The 18,372-nt window shown below is 58.7% G+C and carries 16 protein-coding genes; 5 read left to right on the forward strand and 11 right to left on the reverse strand.

From position 1 onward, the window contains the following. Positions 1-393 precede the first annotated feature (393 nt). Positions 394-1,002 (forward strand): hypothetical protein, encoded by a 609-nt coding sequence (locus FO013_RS21480; RefSeq protein WP_143924602.1) that lies wholly within the window; start codon positions 394-396, stop codon positions 1,000-1,002. A gap of 34 nt (positions 1,003-1,036) precedes the next feature. Here FO013_RS21480 and FO013_RS21485 read toward each other — a convergent pair whose 3' ends face one another. Further along, the gene (locus FO013_RS21485; protein ID WP_186293264.1) at positions 1,037-2,149 is read right to left on the reverse strand and encodes an AAA family ATPase; all 1,113 of its coding nucleotides are present in this window, start codon (positions 2,147-2,149) and stop codon (positions 1,037-1,039) included. A gap of 298 nt (positions 2,150-2,447) precedes the next feature. On the opposite strand from FO013_RS21485, the gene FO013_RS22565 reads away from it, so the two are divergent. After that, positions 2,448-2,639, forward strand: a complete 192-nt coding sequence (locus FO013_RS22565; protein WP_186293265.1) for a hypothetical protein — start codon at positions 2,448-2,450, stop codon at positions 2,637-2,639. Here the strand turns inward: FO013_RS22565 and FO013_RS21490 are convergent. After that, the gene (locus tag FO013_RS21490) at positions 2,632-3,387 is read right to left on the reverse strand and encodes an AraC family transcriptional regulator (RefSeq protein WP_143924604.1); all 756 of its coding nucleotides are present in this window, start codon (positions 3,385-3,387) and stop codon (positions 2,632-2,634) included. The genes FO013_RS22565 and FO013_RS21490 overlap by 8 nt on opposite strands. An 84-nt stretch (positions 3,388-3,471) precedes the next feature. Here FO013_RS21490 and FO013_RS21495 point away from each other — a divergent pair, with 84 nt between their 5' ends. Continuing rightward, positions 3,472-4,266, forward strand: a complete 795-nt coding sequence (locus tag FO013_RS21495) for a sulfite exporter TauE/SafE family protein (RefSeq protein ID WP_143924605.1) — start codon at positions 3,472-3,474, stop codon at positions 4,264-4,266. Positions 4,267-4,430: 164 nt separating this feature from the next. Here FO013_RS21495 and FO013_RS21500 read toward each other — a convergent pair whose 3' ends face one another. The 6 genes from FO013_RS21500 to FO013_RS21525 form a co-directional block, all read right to left on the reverse strand. Continuing rightward, complete coding sequence (locus tag FO013_RS21500; protein WP_186293266.1) at positions 4,431-5,903, reverse strand: vWA domain-containing protein; 1,473 nt, start codon at positions 5,901-5,903, stop codon at positions 4,431-4,433. Between the two features lie 33 nt (positions 5,904-5,936). Beyond that, entirely contained in the window at positions 5,937-7,796 is a 1,860-nt protein-coding gene (locus FO013_RS21505) for a hypothetical protein (RefSeq protein WP_143924607.1), read from the reverse strand. Continuing rightward, positions 7,793-8,755, reverse strand: a complete 963-nt coding sequence (locus FO013_RS21510) for a hypothetical protein (RefSeq protein WP_143924608.1) — start codon at positions 8,753-8,755, stop codon at positions 7,793-7,795. Before FO013_RS21510 ends, FO013_RS21505 begins: the two co-directional genes overlap by 4 nt. A gap of 11 nt (positions 8,756-8,766) precedes the next feature. Then, positions 8,767-9,234, reverse strand: a complete 468-nt coding sequence (locus FO013_RS21515; protein WP_143924609.1) for a hypothetical protein — start codon at positions 9,232-9,234, stop codon at positions 8,767-8,769. Positions 9,235-9,262: 28 nt separating this feature from the next. After that, on the reverse strand, positions 9,263-9,841 hold the full coding sequence (locus tag FO013_RS21520; protein ID WP_143924610.1) for a single-stranded DNA-binding protein: 579 nt from the start codon (positions 9,839-9,841) through the stop codon (positions 9,263-9,265). A gap of 200 nt (positions 9,842-10,041) precedes the next feature. Then, on the reverse strand, positions 10,042-14,367 hold the full coding sequence (locus FO013_RS21525; RefSeq protein ID WP_143924611.1) for a DNA polymerase III subunit alpha: 4,326 nt from the start codon (positions 14,365-14,367) through the stop codon (positions 10,042-10,044). A gap of 122 nt (positions 14,368-14,489) precedes the next feature. Here FO013_RS21525 and FO013_RS21530 point away from each other — a divergent pair, with 122 nt between their 5' ends. Both FO013_RS21530 and FO013_RS21535 read left to right on the forward strand, forming a co-directional pair. Beyond that, a complete protein-coding gene (locus tag FO013_RS21530) occupies positions 14,490-15,122 on the forward strand; it encodes a hypothetical protein (RefSeq protein WP_143924612.1) in 633 nt (210 codons plus the stop codon). 109 nt (positions 15,123-15,231) lie between these two features. Further along, positions 15,232-15,936, forward strand: coding sequence for a GntR family transcriptional regulator (locus tag FO013_RS21535; RefSeq protein ID WP_260848323.1), 705 nt, complete (start codon positions 15,232-15,234; stop codon positions 15,934-15,936). A 24-nt stretch (positions 15,937-15,960) separates the two neighbouring features. Here the strand turns inward: FO013_RS21535 and FO013_RS21540 are convergent, their stop codons facing one another. The 3 genes from FO013_RS21540 to FO013_RS21550 all read right to left on the reverse strand — a co-directional run. Further along, positions 15,961-16,473 (reverse strand): DUF5943 domain-containing protein, encoded by a 513-nt coding sequence (locus FO013_RS21540; protein WP_222103701.1) that lies wholly within the window; start codon positions 16,471-16,473, stop codon positions 15,961-15,963. Further along, complete coding sequence (locus FO013_RS21545) at positions 16,473-17,462, reverse strand: dipeptidase (protein ID WP_143924615.1); 990 nt, start codon at positions 17,460-17,462, stop codon at positions 16,473-16,475. Before FO013_RS21545 ends, FO013_RS21540 begins: the two co-directional genes overlap by 1 nt. Positions 17,463-17,517: 55 nt before the next feature. Beyond that, positions 17,518-18,372: MFS transporter (locus FO013_RS21550; protein WP_143924616.1), on the reverse strand; the 855-nt coding region annotated here is incomplete at its 5' end.

Consider the following 18,372-nt stretch of genomic DNA (forward strand, 5'->3'; position numbering starts at 1 on the left):
TAGTTGGTTCGCGTTTGCAAACGCAATCAAACTGCATCAAATGGCATGGTTGGACGTACGTCGATGCTGTCTCTCGGCTCTATGATGTGTTCGCATGATGGGTTTTTGCCTGTAATGCCTGGTGAGAGCACCCGCGTCATCGAGGGGTCGGGTTTTTCGTGTTCTGGAGATCGGGCCAATTCAGCCACTTTTGCCAGGATCCGGCCAAATAGAGAATCTGACCAAAAACACGACTGTTTTGAAGGCGAATCGGCAGCCGCTGACGACCTCAGTTCAATGGTTTGGCAGAAGGAAAACAGTGGTCGCTCAGCCAAGGTTGCGCATAGATACCAGTAAGCGGCTCTCTGGCCGCGAGCCCATCAGCCAACTAGTTCGAAAGCGATCGTGATCGCCATGCCGGAAGTCATCTTCACCTGCTACGCCACCGACAGTGCAATCGAGTACATTGACGTCACTGCAACCATCGAGACGATCAGCACCGCCGACCTGTTCGATCTCATCGACGACTCCCCGGAGCTACACCAGATCGCCGGCAGATACTCTGACACGATCTTCTCCCATGTCTTCGGCACCGGTTCTATCCACGAATGGCTCGATGAATTTCTCGAGAACGACGAAACTTTAGCCTACCTGAGCGATGATCCTGTCACGCTGAACCGCTTGGCCGGCAACTCATCGACGAGTGTCAGACTCCTCGTCAGCGGTAATCCGTTCACTCCTCGACCGGCAATCAATCGTCTCTGCCTCGATAACGATCTGAAGGTCGCCATCGAGTCAGCCAAGCATCTGCGCGTATCCTACCGAGGGCAGTTGGCGCTCATTGCGAAGGCGGCTGACTGGTCGGCAGAAGACCGCGAGGAGCTCGTGACTGCCATCGCTTACAACCCACGGACACTGCCTGTGGCGTTATCGAAGGCAGCAACGTTCAGCGGCGATGCATCGACTCGTCACGTCATCGAGGCCAGGCTCAAGGCACGCAAATTGGCCCGGCTCCTCCACTAAGGAAGAACCGGGCAAATGGCTGGTGACGGAGCGCTCAGGCGGCTGGGTCGTCTTCCCAGACTCCCACTGCGCGATAGACATCAGAGAAGATCTCTGCGGTGCGCTTGCTGACCGTCGCATCGTCAGGCTTGGAGTTCAGCAGTGACCGCGCGGCAGGCTGAGCTACGTCTGCGCGTCCCTGCTCGCCACAGCGTGTGACGAGTTCCATCGCCTTCGACCATGCCTCGTCGCTGATCTTGCCAAGCGTCTGCACGGCTCCCAGGAGCGCGTAGATGAGGTCAGCGCGTGAGGTGAAATCGACCTCGTCAGGATTGTCCATGGCCCACTCGGGGTCGTAGAGGTCGTACTGGGACTTCCATGCCACAAATCGGTGTGCGGCGGCTTCTCCCACACAGCCTTTGACTGCGGTGAAGATCGCGTCCTCGTCATTTTCGCGCAGTTCGCCGAGGATCTGCATGGCAAACGTCCACGTCCTCGGGCTGGCGAAGGCACCAGCCTGAGCAGTGAAGTCCTCCGGGGTGCCGGGGTTGACCTCAGTGGGTGACATTCGCAGGTACGTGGCAAGCATCGAGCGCATCTTGGCTCGATGAGCATCTGTGTCAGGCCCCAACAGTGAGTCCATCGCGGGGATATCCTGAGAGGCGAAGTCATCGACAACACCATCGAGCCAGGCGTTGAGGTCGAATGCCCAATTGAAATGGGCGAAGCGGTTGGCAATCGGAGCGGCGAGGTCAACGCCGTCGACAGCGATATCGACCGGGTTCATCAGAGCAACCATCGATACAGTCTCTGGCAAAGTCAGGTTGCCGACTGTGCGCTCTCCCAGTACCCGGAGCATTGCCTTGAAGACATCGCCGCCCGTGTTGAACTCGTCGAAGACGACGATGGCCTTCTGCGCCTCAGAGGCTCGGCGTGCCCAGTCGACATCGAGGTAGCTGGTCATGCCATCGTGCTCGGCTGGCAGGCCCATGAAGTCCTGGCGGTCGCGGTTGGACCCGACGACGGCTTCGAAGTGGTATCCCCACGCTTCGGCGAGAGCCTTCCATGTGGCAGTCTTACCCAGCCCTACGTCGCCGGAGAACAGTGGGATCGTGGTTGACCGGACGCAGGCGGCTGCGATGCGAAGTTGAAGTGAATCATCAGACATTGTTCTGTCTCTCCCATTTCGAGTGTTGTGTTCAGGTTGCGGTCTGTGCCGCTCACAAAGATCAGGCGTGGGGAATTTGGGTGGCTCACACGAATGTGCGATTTTCGATGGCCAGCAGATGGACCGGTAGCCATCACCAGCACGGGAACGCTTTGCGTTCTGTAATCCAGCGGTCACACACCACGACGACAGCGATACTGAATAAAGCGAGCATGAGGCGCCGGTCGCCGCTTTGCCGTCCACGACGGTCGAACAGTTCGCCTGCTCGGGCGGGCAAGGCACACTGGTCGCTGATTGCGTGAATGGCAATAAGGCCTGGGGCGACTCAGATTTCATCGGCTCGTCCGCCACTTCCGCCGTTGATGAAGTCGACCTCGGCGACTGCCGTCCAAACGATGCTTACGGCCGGTCGAAGTTCGTCGTCGTCGATCCCGGCGACAAATTCCTCACGGCAAGACGTGCGACCTCGGAGCTCTCAGACTTCAACTGAAGCGTGATGGCGGTGCGCCGAAGACGCGCGTGAACGCGGCCGTAAATGCTGCTGGGGAAGCATACCCAAGACGAGCTGAGACCTCTGTAACAGTCGAGATGGGGAGTAGGCGGAGGCTGGCCAAGAGACGGGCATGCGACCGCCAAGCGGCGGAACTGGTGCCAGTCTGCGCGCGAAACTGGCGATCGAATGTACGCGAGCTCCTGTTCGCCGCCTTTGCCCAGATCTCATTCGTCACAGCGAGGTCTGGGGCTGCAAGATACGTGCGGCACAGCGACCGGAAAGGTTCCTCGCGCGGCAGCGAGACCGACAGAGCCATAGGCGTGAGATGGCGCAGTTCGTGCAATATCAGGTTGGCGACCGCGCCGTCGCGTCCGGAGACGTCGTAGTCCGGCGCGAAGGTATTCGCGGTGCGAAGAAGTTCACGCAATAGGGGGTCGATGTCGACGACCATGCAGCGGGTCGGCCACCATGGTGCGGCATCCGGTTCGATGTACAGGCTCCAGGTCGTGACGTCATCCATCAGGACCTCGTGTGCGACACCTGGTGGGATAAGAACGGCGCGGTCAGTAGGGACTGTCCACGCCCCGTCATCGGTCTCGACCTGCATTACTCCGCTCGCGCCGTAGAGCAATTGCGCCCGGCGATGCGTGTGACGAGGTAGTACGTGACCGGGCGGGTAATCGGTCCCAATCGGGAGCACGTCGACTGGGAAATGATCGATGTCATCGAGGCGAAGGTTGTGCACGACGTCATTCTAGTGGCTAAAACGCGATAGGTCGTGAGCGAGGATCGATTGCCCGCCCTTGCTGATGCGCGGTGTGATGGAACCATGTCATTGTTGGTTCTGTTTTTCGTGGGTTTAGCTGCCGGTGTGACGACGGTCCTGTTCGGCTTCGGTGGGGGCTTCGTCACGGTCCCCATCATCCTGCTCGTCGACGCGGCGCGAGGGCCTGATGCTTTACGGATCGCGGTCGCGACATCGGCGTTGGTTATGCTCGTCAATGCGGTGATCGCAACCTCGTCGACGCGGCGGAGTGTTCTTGCTCATCTCCGTGGACGGAGGGCGCTGTTCTCCCTGCTTGCCCTCGGAGGTGCGGCAGGCGCGGTTGGTGCGTTGTTCGTTCCCGACGTAGTCCCGCGGTGGGGCTTCGTCATTTACATTGGCATCACTGTTGTCGATCTGCTGCTCCGCCCAGGGTTCTTCCCCGGACGAGGACCGGTGCGGCGGTCAAAGGGAGGCAGTAATCGCGCACTCCCAGACGGGTGGGGAATCCCGATTGGTGGACTCGCGTCATTCCTCGGTGTGGGTGGGAGCGTGATGACCGTGCCGATGATGCGTCGCTCCGGTATGAACATGGGAGTGGCGACGACCTTGGCGAATCCGCTGACCATCGCGATCTCGGCACCAGCAATGATCGTGGCATTCGCATTCGGCGGTGGCATCGCCTCGGCTCCGGGGCTGATCGGAACCGTCGACGTTGCATCGGCGCTGGCGCTGCTGGCGGGTGCGATCCCGGTCATCGTCCTGCTTCGGAGACGGCCTCCGAAGATCAGCAACGCCGTACACAGCTGGGCCTACCTCACGCTGCTTGTCGTGGCCGCGATCGCTGTGGCCATCACATGATCAGCGGGCGAAGTGCGACCTTCGCGCACGTAGATCCTGGGGTGCCCCTTGTTGTCCGCTCGCCCACACCGACCCCGGCAGGTGCGTATTGGAACCACACAAACGCGCACGATTAAGGTGCGTGCGTTTGAGGCACCTCGGCTTGCAGTGGTCGGGGGCTTCCCTCATGCCGATGCGCGGTGTGCGGTCTCACTGGTGACGTTGATCGAGTGTATCCACTCAGGCGGGGTGTCTGGTGTCATACCGATGGCCGTGCCAACTGCGCTGTCGATGATGCAGGCGATGACCGGCACACCTTTGACGATCGGCTCATCTGGCCACGGTGTGAAGCCATCTGTCAGGGTGATCACGGCGGAGGGCAGCGGGCGGTGGTCCTTGTCATAGCGGTCGAAGAGCTCGACGAGAGCTTCTTCCATATTGGTGCCACCACGACCGTGAACCTGATCAAGGCTGGCCAGACTGGAATAACCGAATTCGACTCCCAGGCCGACGTCGCAATCGGAGACACGCAGATCCTCGTTCTTAATCCGCAATGACTTTGAGATTGCTGCAATCTCACGACCAGCGGCGAAAAGTTCGTCATCTGACATCGAGTATGAGGTATCGCGGATGACGTGGATGCTCGGGGTCTGCGTCGACTGCCCTGGCAAGATGATGCGCCTGGACGTTCCGGTCTCCGTGTTCATGATCGTCAGTCGGTGGTTGCGACGGTCGCGCTTGCGATGATCGGTCACTCCCTCACCAGAGGCTCGACGGGCACTGCGGCGAACGAGCATTCCGAGTTCTTTCTGCCATGGCACCGCCTTTTCTGCGAACACTGCCCTCGCCGTCTCCACGAGAGTTCCGGGCACCGATCCGATTCCGTTGTTGGCAACGTATTGCTCGACGTCCTTGGCTGTGACGGCTTGGATGCGTTCGCGCTCAGCCTTGGTGGCAGGCTTAGCCGCACCACCCATGTCATCATCGTCGCCGAGTTCACATGGTGCTGGTTGGCCACCGGAGACCGACCCACAGCCAACGAACTGAGGTTGACCATCGTCTTCGTCGCTGTCACCGTCAGATTGCTTACCTTCACCATTGCTGCTCTCGCCGGGCTGACCGGCGCCAGTGTTGCCGGAGTCGTTGTCGGACTCGTCAGTGTCGTCGCCGCCTTCGGCTTCTTCTGGCTTCTGGTCTTCGATTCGTTCAATGAGCGAGCGAAAGTAGTACTGGGCTGTCTGGTGGTCGGGTTCGCCGAACTGCGACGGCATGATCCCAGAGGTGGCGAAGGAATCGAGACCAGCGTCAACGAGATCATCATTGATGGCGGCATCGGCGGCGACATTGAACGTCATTGCCTGCTCTGCCGTGACCCCAATTTCATCCCGGACCGAGGCGTGGTCGGCGAAGATGTGGCTGGCTTCGTGCAGGAGGTTCTGGCCATTCTCGTCATCGGTATAGGTGACATCGACTGCCGGGAAGTCGATGTAGAGTCTCATGCCCTTGTCCACGGCGAGCGTACCGAGGCCATCTGCTGCGATCAGGCGCAGGGAGAACAGGATCGATGCCATGTAGGGCATGTGGAACAGTGCGATGCTGCGCCATTTCCTGAACTGAGTGAGTTCGTGTTCTGTCGGGGTGCGAAGATTCGTAGCCATACCCCTCATTGACGTGGGGCGATCGGGTGGCTCCTACAACTTGTCCTCGTCGCTAGGCTTCGGATCCTTCTTCACGCTTTCAGTCGGCTCAGGTGACTCTGAGTCCGTAGGCTTGCCCGTCGGCAGACCAAGATCAGGTTTGAGGGCATAAGCCGTATTGTCATCAAGGGCTACAGCAATGCCTGAGGCAGTGACCAACCAAGGGATTGTCTGGTCTGAAGTCAGAGTCGACAGCCTCCCTTCAGCATCGACCATGGCTCTGGCACCGGACTTATCGCGGCCATAGGAGTACTTGCCCGAGATCGAGGAGGGAACGAAACCGTTGACTTTGAACAGTTTCGGTTTGCCGCTGTCGCCGGTTGGGACGACGAGTCCGCCTGGGAAGGCGATGATGTCGGAGTTGTCGCTGGTGATGGCGGAAGAGTCTTTGAGCGAGGATTCGGTGAACTCTTCGCTGGCTAGGACTTTTCCGTTGGTGATGTCGTTGACCGACACGGAGACGATGTTGCCCTTCGTCTTCCATGCCAGCAGCGCGTAGTGGTCGGTGACTCGGATCCACCGCTGGATCTCTTTGCCGCCCTTGGGTGGCTTGAGCCCAACCTTCTTCTTTGACTTCCCCGATTTGTCGAAGAATTCGATTCGGTAAGGGTCGGTAGCGCCGGTAGCGACCTGACCATTGTCAAGCATGGCGTAGGGACGCATCCGGTCTGGAATCTTCGACCACGACTCGAGCTTCCCGTCACCAAAGCGCCAGGTACGTTTGCCATCGATCGTGGCCACGAGTGGTTCGGCGCCGGAGAAGGTGATGACTGACTCCGTATCGAGGTCAGATAGATCAACTGTGTAGGCTTTCGCCTCCTGTCGCCAGACAGTGACTGTGTCGCCGTTCTGGGCGATGATGGCTTGCTTACCGTCAATGATTGATCCTCGCGGACCGATGTCGGGAATGCCGGGCAGCGGCAGCGCAGAGACTTCATCGCCGGTGGCTTCGTCACTGACAGTGAGCACGTTGTCACTTGAAACAGTCGCGACGAACTTGCCGTCGGGGGTTCCGCCGACGCGAGAGCGCGCACCGACTCCGCGGGACCATTCGGTTGAGAGCTTGTCTGCTGAGAAGCCGGCCACGGTCTTCGTGAAGCCAGATGCCTGTGTTGTCGCCTCTTTCTCATCCTTACCACCGAAGAATTGAGCCCCGACTGCGATGCCGGTGCTCATGAGTCCGACGATGGCCACGGCCGCCACAATGAGGCCGGTGACGGCTTTGCGGCCGCGGGGACGGTTGGACATGCGGGAGCGAATGATTTCGTTATCATCGACGCCGTCATCGATCCAGACTGAGGTGTCGGTGTCGAAGAGCCCTTCCTCTGACACCGATGCATCTGCGTTGAGAAAATCGTCATCGATCATGGGCAGATCGTCGCTCGTGGTCGTCACTTCCATCCCCGGTTGGGACTGCGCCATTGCCCCGTCGTGGACACCATTGGTCGTGACTGTCACCTCGTGGCGGTTGCCTTGGCCGTCGATGATGAGTCCGCCGACGGCGGCTGGGTTGTCGGCTAAGAATGGGAGTGCTTGGACGGCCAGTTCGAATGCCGAGTCCCGGTCGGCAGAGTAGGCAGGGTCGGCCGAGAGCTCATGGGCCTCGACCATCCATGGTGCTGAGCGGACGAAGATCGATGGGGAGGCGTCGGGTGCTGCTGTTGTGACTACCTCGGGAGTGACTGTGTAGAGGAATCGGCGTCCGGCCTGCTCGACTCCGACCACGAGTTCGGCGACGTGGAAAGTGTGCCTAATGAGTGCGATTGCTTCGACCCATGAGTCGACGGCCACGTCCGGATAGCCGGGGGCTCTTACAGTCATGTAGCCAGAGGTGATGGTGATGCGAGGATTCATGAGTCTGACTCCTTGGCATGTGCCTGAGCTTCGTAGGCGGGGCGGGCTGTGAGCACCCAGGCCAGGCGTTGGCCGCGCATGATGTGGGCGCGGTCGAGTTCGAGGCTGGCCATCAGTCGCTGGTCGACTGTGGTGTGTTCGAATGCTGGTAGGCAGCGATCTCGTGCGGCGTTAATGAGCGCTTCGGCAGAAAGGTCACCGGTGAAGCCAGTCGGTCGCAGTCCCGAGATGACAATAGCCTCCGTCAATGCAGTGGCCACTTTGCGATCAGTGCCCAGAGTCATCGTTGTGCTCAGTGTGTGCAGTTCTCCACTGCCGATAGACGCGGCGGCGATCGGTGCCATGAGGGTTGTCAGTGTGTCAAAGAGTCTGTCTTTGGGTTCCGACTGATTCTCGTACCTTACCGATGCTTTACCGTGAGAATCGATGATCACAGTGTCAACACGGGCGCCCAGAACATGCTTGACCACAATGGCTGTTGCGACCGCGTCATTGCAGGCCCGGCTTCTCAAATACGGCTCACGGGCAAAGTCAATGGGACCAACCGCGCCGACGGATTCGTCGACAATGGACGTGGGCTCATCAAAAGTCGCGCTGGATTCGATGAGCCGTTTCGTCGTCGAGTGAGCAATGGTCGATCCAGTGACGACGAGGAGTGAGAGCATTGCCACGGCAAGAGAAATGTTGCTCGCGGCCTGTACATCGCCGTTTTCAATGAGTGAGCCGCCCAGCGCCAGCGAGATGGCGATAATCCAGAAAATGACGGCCAAGATCAATGCCGCCATCACGAAAAGGACAATGTTGAGCAAGATGTTGAACACCATGATGGCTGCTCTGCCCATGAGCACCGATGTGGCGACGAGTCCGGGGCGGTGCTCGATGCGTTTGAAGTAACCGTTGAAGACGCGCGCGACGAACTTGTCTGCGCCATATCGAGGCGGAATCGGTCGAGCGATCATGTTTGTTCAACTCACTTACTTGAGACGGTTTGCTTGCATGAGATGTCGCCACGGGTCTGCCATGACAACCGGGAGGATTCACCGGAATAGGACAAGTCGTAAGTACCGGCTTCGACGGGGATTTCGACTGCTGAGTTGCCCCAGGACGTCCATTCGGCCTCATTGGGGCCGTTGACGGTGAGATAGTCAATGCGTCGGCTGGTGAATGTGATGCGCAGGGTTCCTTCGTCGCCGGTGCAGACCAGTGATTTGATGTTGAGATCATTGTTGGGCACGCGATCTCGGAACTGGGGCTCGTTGATTGAGACCTCGGTGACTTCGACAGGCTTGGCCCAGGTTCGTCCGGCGAGCACTCCCCCGCCTGTCGCAATACCGATGATCGCGGTGAGGGTGACGACACCCACGATCGGCCCTGTGATGTAGAACCACAGAACCGACCGTGGAGTGTGCCGGAGCATCGACGGAGGATGCGTGCTCATCGCCGAAGACTCCTAGTGGTGGTCATTGTCACCAGTCGTCGTCCTCATCCTCAGATGCGGCCTTTGACTTGCTCGACGCCTTGGCGCCGACCTTTGACCTGGTCTTTGTCTTCGGTGTCTCATCCTCCTCTTCGTCGTCCTTGGTGGTCTTGCGGGACTTGGACTTCTTGGCGTTCTTCTCAACTTCCATCGACTGGAACTTCGTCGACGGAGCGATCTGCTGAGCGTTGACCTGGAGCAGGCTGACCTCGCGGGAGTCGCCTTCGACGAGCTTCTTGACCTGGGCAACGGTGATGTCATCGTCGTCGAGGTCTTCGAGAGCTTCGAGCAGCGAATCGGTGCGCACATGCTCCATCGGGCGCAGATTCAGGTTGCCCCACCCGAAGACGTGTGTACCGCTGGCCATGGATTCGACGACGTTGTCGGCCTGCTGGCCAAAGACGACGACGGAGAGCCATTCGTGAACTTCGTCCTCGTCCTTGGCATCCTCGCCCCGGTAAGGCTGGTCGAGGTGGATGCTGAGGAGAGCACGCTGACGCTTTTTGCCCTTGGCGTCGAAGTACTTGGGGTCTCCGCCGAGGTTGCCTGCAAATTCGATACGTTTCATGTCAGTGCTTCTTTCAATCGGCCCCGCTATGCGAGGTTTCTATTTCTGGTGGAGGCTGAGTTTCACCGGGTGGCGAAACCGTCCTCGGTATATCTATGCGAGTACATGGTCGATGTGTCGCACTCCCGCTCATTTGGAGCAGATTGGGCGTTCGGGTGAACGTCTCACTGGCAATAGAGATCGGTTGTCAGGGTGGCTCGTCAGGGGGTGAGGACCATATCGACGCCGGAGTCTCGTGCCGGGTCCCGGTCATCGATTTCGTAGACGTCGTCACCTGGCTTGCCTCCCAGCTGGAAGAGCTCGACATGGAGACCACCAATGTGTTCTCCACCGCTTGCCACTGACGAGAAGGTAATGTCTTCTGGTTCGATATCCCCACCGGGCCACTGATAGTCGGACCCGAAGACGACGACTACGACGCTTGTGGACTTGTAGATGGTGCTGCCTTTATCGTCGACTCCTCGTTCTGCCGTCAGCACTGCCCCATAGATTCCAGGTTCGAAGTCCACGTGGAAGCGCAGATAGTTGGCGCCTTCAATGGGCAGGTCAACCTTCAAAGGCATGTAGTTCTCCTCCACACCCCGGTAGGAGTGGCGGAAGTAGCGCACGGAGTCCTTTGGCCGCTCCGTGCGCATGTAGGCGTCGTCGAGCAAGGCCACCGAGGTGTCCGGAATTCGGCGCACGTCAGCTAAGGCGTCATCCCACGTACGTGCTCCCGCTGTGTTTGTCGACGTGGCTGTGGTTGTCGCTGGTGTTGGCGTGGCTGTCGGTATCGTGTCTGGGATTCCGACAGACTCAGGTTCGGTAGCGTCTTCCTCGGCAGACTCAGGGTCTTCAGTGCCGTTGGGGGCATCGGACCCGTCTCCCCCGCCGTCGGGATCATCGTCACCGCCGTTGTCCTGGTCATCATCGTCATCATCCTGTGGCCTGTCCTCAGTCGATGCCTCAGCGACCGGCTCCTCCGCCTCCAGGTCTTCTGGCTGTGCCACCTCAACTGGTCGGTAGCAGGCAAGGATTGCCGAGAGGTCAATAGCTGACTCCTCGGGACTCGCTTCTTCGATGTCGAGCTTGCCGATGCGAAATGCCTTGATCTCGCGGCTGATGTCATATGTCTGCTCGTCGGTATCGTCGGTACCCACACGCTCGGCAACCTGAATGTCCCCGGAGACCGTGGCAAGGTCACCGACCATGATGGCCTCGTCTTTGCGGCTGAGCCGGTCAAGGCTTGACTGGAAGGCGATGCCGTCGAGGGCCTCGTGGGCAGTTTCGACTGTGAAGCGCACATACTGGCTGCGGCCGTCCCTCGTCCAACGCACGTCCCATTTGCTGATCATGCCCACAGTGGTCAGCGATTGACCGTCTTCGGCCTTTGTCGCCCGGCGCAACTTCGCCCAGGTCGACGTCGGCGCGTGTTCGTCCTTCCACTGGCGCATCTCGCCTTCGAGCAGCGTCATCGGGTGAGTATCGGCCGTGACCAGACCAGTCTTGTCCTTTTGCCGCTTGGCCCGTTCGATGATCGAGTATTCGTCCTCGTCCAGTGCGATGTTCGGGTTCTTACGCCCAGCACGCACGACTCGCATCAATGCTTTGCGGGGGCCGAAGACGTCACAGGCTCCCGCGGCGATGAGAGATTCGATGGCTCCGCTGTCGACGCTGGTGGGGCACCTGTTCATGAAATCGGCAAAGGACGCGAACGGGCCATTGGCTTCACGTTCGGCGACAAGGTCCTTCGACGACTTTCCGCAGTCTTTGATCTCCGACAGGCCGAGGACGACCTTGTCGCTAGAGAGTGCGGCGGTCGAATACTGAGAGGAGTTGACGCTGGCTGACTCGATACTGATGCCCTCGCGCATGAGAGAGGTGAACGCCGATTGACGTTTGTCATCGTCGCTGGTCACCGACAGGATCGCCGCACCGTAATGGGCGGGCCAATTGGCCTTGAGGTAGGCGCCTGTGTAGGCAAGCTGGGCGTAGGCGAATGAGTGGGAGGCGTTGAAGAGGTAGTCAGCTGAACCTTTGAAATCGTCCCAGAGCCTCTGTGCAGTCTCGGCGGCGAATGCTGGTTTCATCGACCCGTCGGCCAGCTCCATCTCCTGGCCGGCATCGGCGATGAACTTCTCACCGACTTCGTCCATGAGCGCTTTCTTCTTTTTGCCCACTGCCTTGCGTAGCTTTGAGCGCCAGTTGGCGTCGAATCCGGCCACCACAGTGCCCAGGCGCATCAGCTGCTCTTGGTAGACGATGCAGCCTTGAGTCTCGCCGAGCACTGAGTCGATCGCTTTCTGTTCGACCTCATTGTGGGTGTACTTCTCGTAGTCGATCGTGGCTCGACCGTGCTTGCGGTCAGCGAAGAGGTCAGGCATCTTCGCAGAGATTGGGCCCGGCCTGAAGAGCGCGATGACGGCGGAGAGCTCTTCGAGGCTGTGGGGTGCTACGTTCTCGCAGACGTCGATCATGCCTGAAGATTCGAGCTGGAAGAGTCCTGCCGTCTGGCCGGATGAGATGAGATCCCAGACCCGCTTGATGCGCGGGTTGGCGATATCAGTCGGGTCGGGAATGCCGTGGAGGATGTCAATGTCTTCGTCTGTGTCAGCTTTGATCGACTCAGCCGCGGTGACCATGATGTCGAGGTTGCGCAGACCCAGGACATCCATCTTGAGCAGGCCGTAGTTTTCGAGCTCGGGGCCTTCCCACTCGGTGACTGAGTATCCGGCGCGGTCGGGGTTGTTGGCCGATTTCACATCAACTGCCAAGGGCACAAGATCGGTCAGAGGCTCATCGCTGATGACGATGCCACAGGCGTGGATGCCTTTCGTCCAGACTGTGCCTTCGAAGCCTCGTGCGGTGTCGAGGAGTTCATCCGCGTCATCATCGGCACCATCGATGACGGCTTGGCGGAAATCTCGGCCTTCGATGTTGTCTTCATCAAGCGCGTCGGCGAACTTCATGGGTTTGCCACCGGAGACCGGCAGCTTCTTCGACAACAGGCTCAGCTCGGGTCGACCGATCACCTTGGCAGCCTTCTGAAAGGCTTCTTTCGACAGGGCGGAGCCATAGGTGCCGATCTTGGCGACCATGTCTGAGCCCCAGCGACGAGAGATGTAGGCGATGACTTTGTCCCGGTGGCGCTGTTCGAAGTCGACGTCGATATCGGGCATATCGGCACGGCCCGGCTCCAAGAATCGCTCGAAGAGGAGGTTGTATCGCATAGGGTCGACGTTGACGATTCCCAACGCATACGAGAGCACACTCCCTGCTGCCGAACCTCGTCCAGGACCAACTGCGATGCCTTCGCTTCTGGCCCAGGTGATGATGTCGTCGACGATGAGGAAATAGTCGGAGAAGCCCATTCCGGAGACGACACTGAATTCTTCTTTGATGCGTGACTTGATGTCATCAGTCAGCGGCGCCCCGTAGCGGAATTTGGCACCCTCATTGACCTTGGCGAACAGGTAGTGGTCGGCATCGGTCCATGCGACCTTCTTTCCCGTTGCCAGCAGCACTTTCGACAGGCGACGCTTCTTGTCTGAGATGGTGAAGTCTTCGGGTACAGGGAAGTTGGGCAGCCTGCGTTTGGCGGCCGGCATAGCATCACCGTCGACGCGATCGGCAATGGACATCGTGGTCTCGACTGCTCGATCCCACCAGTCCTCGTCGCGGATGGCCCGCATTTCGTCTTCAGTCTTGAGGTAGTAGCCGGTGCCGTTGAACTGGAACCGATTGGGGTCACTGATCGTTGTCCCTGACTGCACGGCCAACCATGATTCGTGGATCGGCTCGTCGCGCTCGTGAGTGAAGTGGCAGTCATTGGTCGCGACTACCTCGACACCGGCCTCGTCAGCCAGACCTACCAGGTCACCGGTGATTGCCGTCTCTGAAGCGATGTCGTGGTCCATAATCTCGACGTAGGTGTTCTCAGCGCCGAAGATGTCGATCAGGGTGTTGAGGTTCTCGGCAGCAGACTCACGGTCACCGCGGTGGAGAGGTCCGGCAACTGGGCCTGCCAGGCATCCGGTGAGGACGATGAGTCCTTCGTGGTGTTGGGCCAGGAGATCGTAGTCCATGCGGGGGTGTTTTCCCCAGCACGAGTCGTAGGACTTGCGGTGCAAGGTGAGAAGGTTCGACCAGCCGATTTCATTGATCGCCAGGATCGTCAGGTGATCGTATTTCTTCTTCTTATGACTCGAGACCTCGGATTTCTCATAGTTGTCGCTGTCTCCGCCGTCGCGGGGAACAGTCATGAGGTTGCGCTCGTGGCGAGACCCGATAGCCATATACGCCTCGATCCCGTAGATGGGTTTGACCGGCAGCTCGGCATCAGCGTCGAGGTCACCAGTTTCGACAAGGTCGTCTTTGAGTTTGTGGCAGGCGTCGTGGAGTTTGTAGGTGCCACCGATCGTGCCGTGATCGGTGATGGCCAGAGCCTTCTGACCTGAGTTGTAGGCGTGGCGAACCATGTCGTCGATACGTCCGAAACCATCGAGCAATGAGTACTCGGTGTGTACGTGCAAATGTGTGAAGCCCATACCCGTATATATGCGGCGAACTCGAACATGTGTCGGACCGGCGAAGAAACCATCGAACCGCTATACCCGTGCCGGGTGTCGCGTTCCTGTCGTTCGTGAGTGTTGCCGCACGTAGGGAGAGTATGAGCAATCACAACCGCGTTCACGCCGGAGTCCCAGACGGCGGCCAGTATGCCGAAAGTGCCCGAGCACGCCCGTCGATCGACCTTGGCCTCGACACCGACCAATTCGATGAAGGCCAGGATTTCGACACCTCGCCTGAGGCAGTCGCCGAGTCCCTCATCGACCCCAAAACCGCACCTCATCGGGTCCGCGCGATCGACCTCCCCGACATTGAGCAGGCCGAACAGACTCGAAATGAGCTCGTCGACACCTGCGAGGCACGCAACCCCATCGACGATGAGCACGTGCCCAACCTCATCATGTTGACCAAGGACGAATCACGGGAGGCCGCGCGAGAGTCACTGCCGCACATGTCTGAGAATGAGTTCGACTACCGGTGGGCACGAGTGGAGTCCTCACACGCCCATATGGCGGCGTTCGCTTCTCGGCAGGGCCGGGACTTCGCAGCCGATACCCACTCCAACGAGAGAATCGTTGCCCGCGGTGACGACGTCGATGACGAGAAATACGCCCACCAGCTCGCAGTCGAATGGTCACGTGCCTACACAGCATCTCTCGACGAAGCGATCGCTGCTGACCAGGATGCCGAGATCGGCGCCCTGGGCCAGTCGCGATCCCCCATGGCTGTGTGAGCACGAAACGAAGCTGTTGGCACAGGCAACGTGTCTCACGCACGGATAGACTTACAGAGTACCGATTCTCAAGGAGCTCATTGCTATGGCTGGTCGTCCTCGATCGATAATGGAGACCGCATATGCGGACATTAAACATCGGATCATGGTGCTCGAGCTAGAGCCGGGTATGCCGATCGATGACATTAGCATCAGCAAAGAGCTTGGTGTCAGCAGGACTCCGGTGCGTGAGGCCCTCTTCCGTCTGTCGACAGAAGGGCTCATCCTCTCCGACAGCGGCAAGAGCGGATTCTTTGTTCGGCCCATGGACCTGGTCAGTGTGTCGAACCTGTTCGAGGCACATATGGTCACCGCGCGCGCCATTGCGCGCCTCGTAGCTGTCAGGGCGACGAAGGAGAATCTCGACGAGATGAAGACAGCGGAGCAGGCAGTCGTCAGGGCGATCTCAGATGAGGATCCCGCCGCTGTCGCGTCCACGAACGCCCACCTCCATCGGCTGGAAGCAACTGCATCGAAGAATTCGTTCTTGGAAAGCCTTGCACTGTCGATTCACGATCACGGTCAGCGAATTGGGTTCCTCGCATTTGGTGGCCGGACATCGTGGGATCTACTCCGGGACCATTTTTCTAAGGTCCAAGGCGATCATCACGAACTCATCGCGGCGTATGAGGCCCGAGACCCAGATCTTGCCGAAGAGATCGCAGGCAGGCACGTTCTATTGTTCCGTGATCGCATCATGGCATTCATGAAGATGGATACCGTCAATGATGTGAATCTAGGAGGAGACATCCTGTCGTCGGCCCGCCTGGACTGACGACAGGATGTCCATAGGTGCCGGTTACTGAACGCGGCGTGCCACTTCGAACAGGCCTTCGGCCTCTCTAGTTTCTCCACGGACCTGTCGGCACATGGCGAGTCCTCGCCTGCCGGTGATTTGGTCCATTGCGCCGGCGAACCAACCTGTGAACATGTAGTCCTGGGACTCTTCTTGACTATCGTCAGCGAAGATCGAGTTGCGTACCTCGATTGTCGCTCGAGCTTCGATGGGATCCAAGTGTCGAACGGTGAACTTCGCCCATCCGCGCTTAGAGAGTCGGTCAAGGTAGTGACGGAAGACATCTTCGCCGACGAGCCCGTGCGTACTTGCCTCAGCCTCGCACCATGTCCAGGCTGACTCGTATCCGGCGGTGTAGAGAATCTGCGCGTATCGCTCAGCACCGATTTCGTTTTCGATTGCGCGGTGATTGTTGAGGAAAAAGTGGACAGGCACATAGACCATCGGCAAACCATCTGTGCTCCAGCGGCCAGTCGCCTCATCGACTTGGATCGGGACCTGTGGTGCCTGTGACATCAGGCCGTGCCCCAGACGTCGCCTAGTAGTTGTAACCAGTTCTCCCCCATGATCTTACGTACTCGATCCTCCGAATGGCCTCGCCGCAGCAAGGTCTCGGTCAAGTTGGGGAATTCTCCAATGGTTCTGATTCCCTCGGGATTGACGATCTCCCCAAATTGAGTGAGCTCGCGGGCGTATCCCTTGTCATGGGTGAGCCACTCGAAGAACGCCTGGTCCTGTCCTTGGGTGAAATCGGTGCCAATGCCGACGGAGTCCTCCCCCACGATGTTCATAATGTATTCGATGCCTTCGGCATAGTCGTCGATCGTCGCTTGTGTTCCCTTCGCCAGGAATGGGGTAAACATTGTTACTCCCACGAACCCTCCGTGATCGGCGATGAACTTCAGTTCTTCGTCAGTTTTGTTCCGGGGGTGGGCCTTAAGCCCGTAGGGAAGGCAGTGCGAGTAGCACACTCGTTTGGATGACTCTTCGATAATCTCCCGGGAGGTCACCGCACCGACATGCGAGAGGTCGCAGAGCATTCCGACTCGGTTCATTTCAGCGATGACTTCGCGTCCGAACCCTGAGAGTCCGCCGTCGCGCTCGTAGCATCCGGTGCCGACTAGGTTCTGAGTGTTGTAGCAAAGCTGGACGACTCCGATGCCAAGCTGCTTGAATATTTCGATGTAGCCAAGCTGATCTTCGAAAGCATGAGCGTTTTGGAAGCCGAGAATAATTCCTGTGCGTCCCTCTTTCTTTGCAGCTCGGATGTCATCAACTGTGCGTACAGGACGGACCAATTCGCTGCTTTCGGCGATGAGTTGATTCACGTCGATGATGTTGTTGACAGTCGACTGGAATCCTTCCCAGACCGATACGGTGCAGTTGGCTGCGGTGAGTCCTCCTTTTCGCATGTCGACAAAGAGCTCTCGATCCCATTTAGCGATGATGAGTCCGTCAACTACGACGATTTCGTCGTGGAACGCAGTCGTATTGTTCAGTGCCATGGCACTTCCCCTTTCTGAGGCTGGGTTGAATAGGTGAGATAAAGGTAGACGCCGATCAGAAGTCGAGTGACCTCTTCGATGTCTCCGGTAGTCGAGATGCCGTCACCAGTGCCATGATGCTGATGGCAAGAAGGTATATGGCTGGTGAGAGATTGTTTCCAGTCGCGGTGATGAGCCAGGTCGCGATAAATGGGGCAGTCCCGCCGAAGATCGTGTAGGCCAAGTTGTAGGTAACAGCCGAAGCTGTGTAACGCACTCGTGTCGGGAAAAGTTCGGACATGAGTACTGCTGTCACGACTCCGGTCAGTACAGCCCCACTGCCGAGGAGAAGCTGGCCGATGATTCCCAGCGCCATGCTGCCAGTGCTTCCGAGAGCGAAGGCGGGGAATGTTCCCGCCAGGAGCAGGATGCACGCTGTCATGGTCGTCTTCTTTCGACCTATCCGATCTGAAATTCGACCCGCGAAAGGACACAGACACGCGGCAAGGATCTGGCAGACGAATGTGCTCAGCAGTGCCGACGTCGAGTCGAGCCCGCCGACAACCTGGAGGAACGTCGACATATAGGTGGTGAAAATGTAGAAGGAGAGAGCTGTGGCCGCGATAAATCCGGAGAAGAGCAGTATCGTGCGGCCATGCTCGCGAAGAGTTTCTCCCAATGGGGTTGAAGCGACATCTTCGTCTTCGATCTCGTCGAACAGCGGGGTCTCGTCGAGTCGAAATCGCATGTAGAAGCCACACAGACCAAGAGGTACAGACAATAGAAATGGGATTCGCCAGCCCCAATCATCCATGACGGTGCCGCCCAGCAGTAGCGAGAGCATGAATGTAAATCCTGCGGCGAAGGCGAAGGAGAGGAAGGTGCTCACTGGCACCCAACTGGCGTAGGTCGCCTTCTTCTCTCTGGGTGC

Origin of the sequence: Brevibacterium aurantiacum (assembly GCF_007558825.1) — a bacterium.
GTDB lineage: Bacteria > Actinomycetota > Actinomycetes > Actinomycetales > Brevibacteriaceae > Brevibacterium > Brevibacterium aurantiacum_A.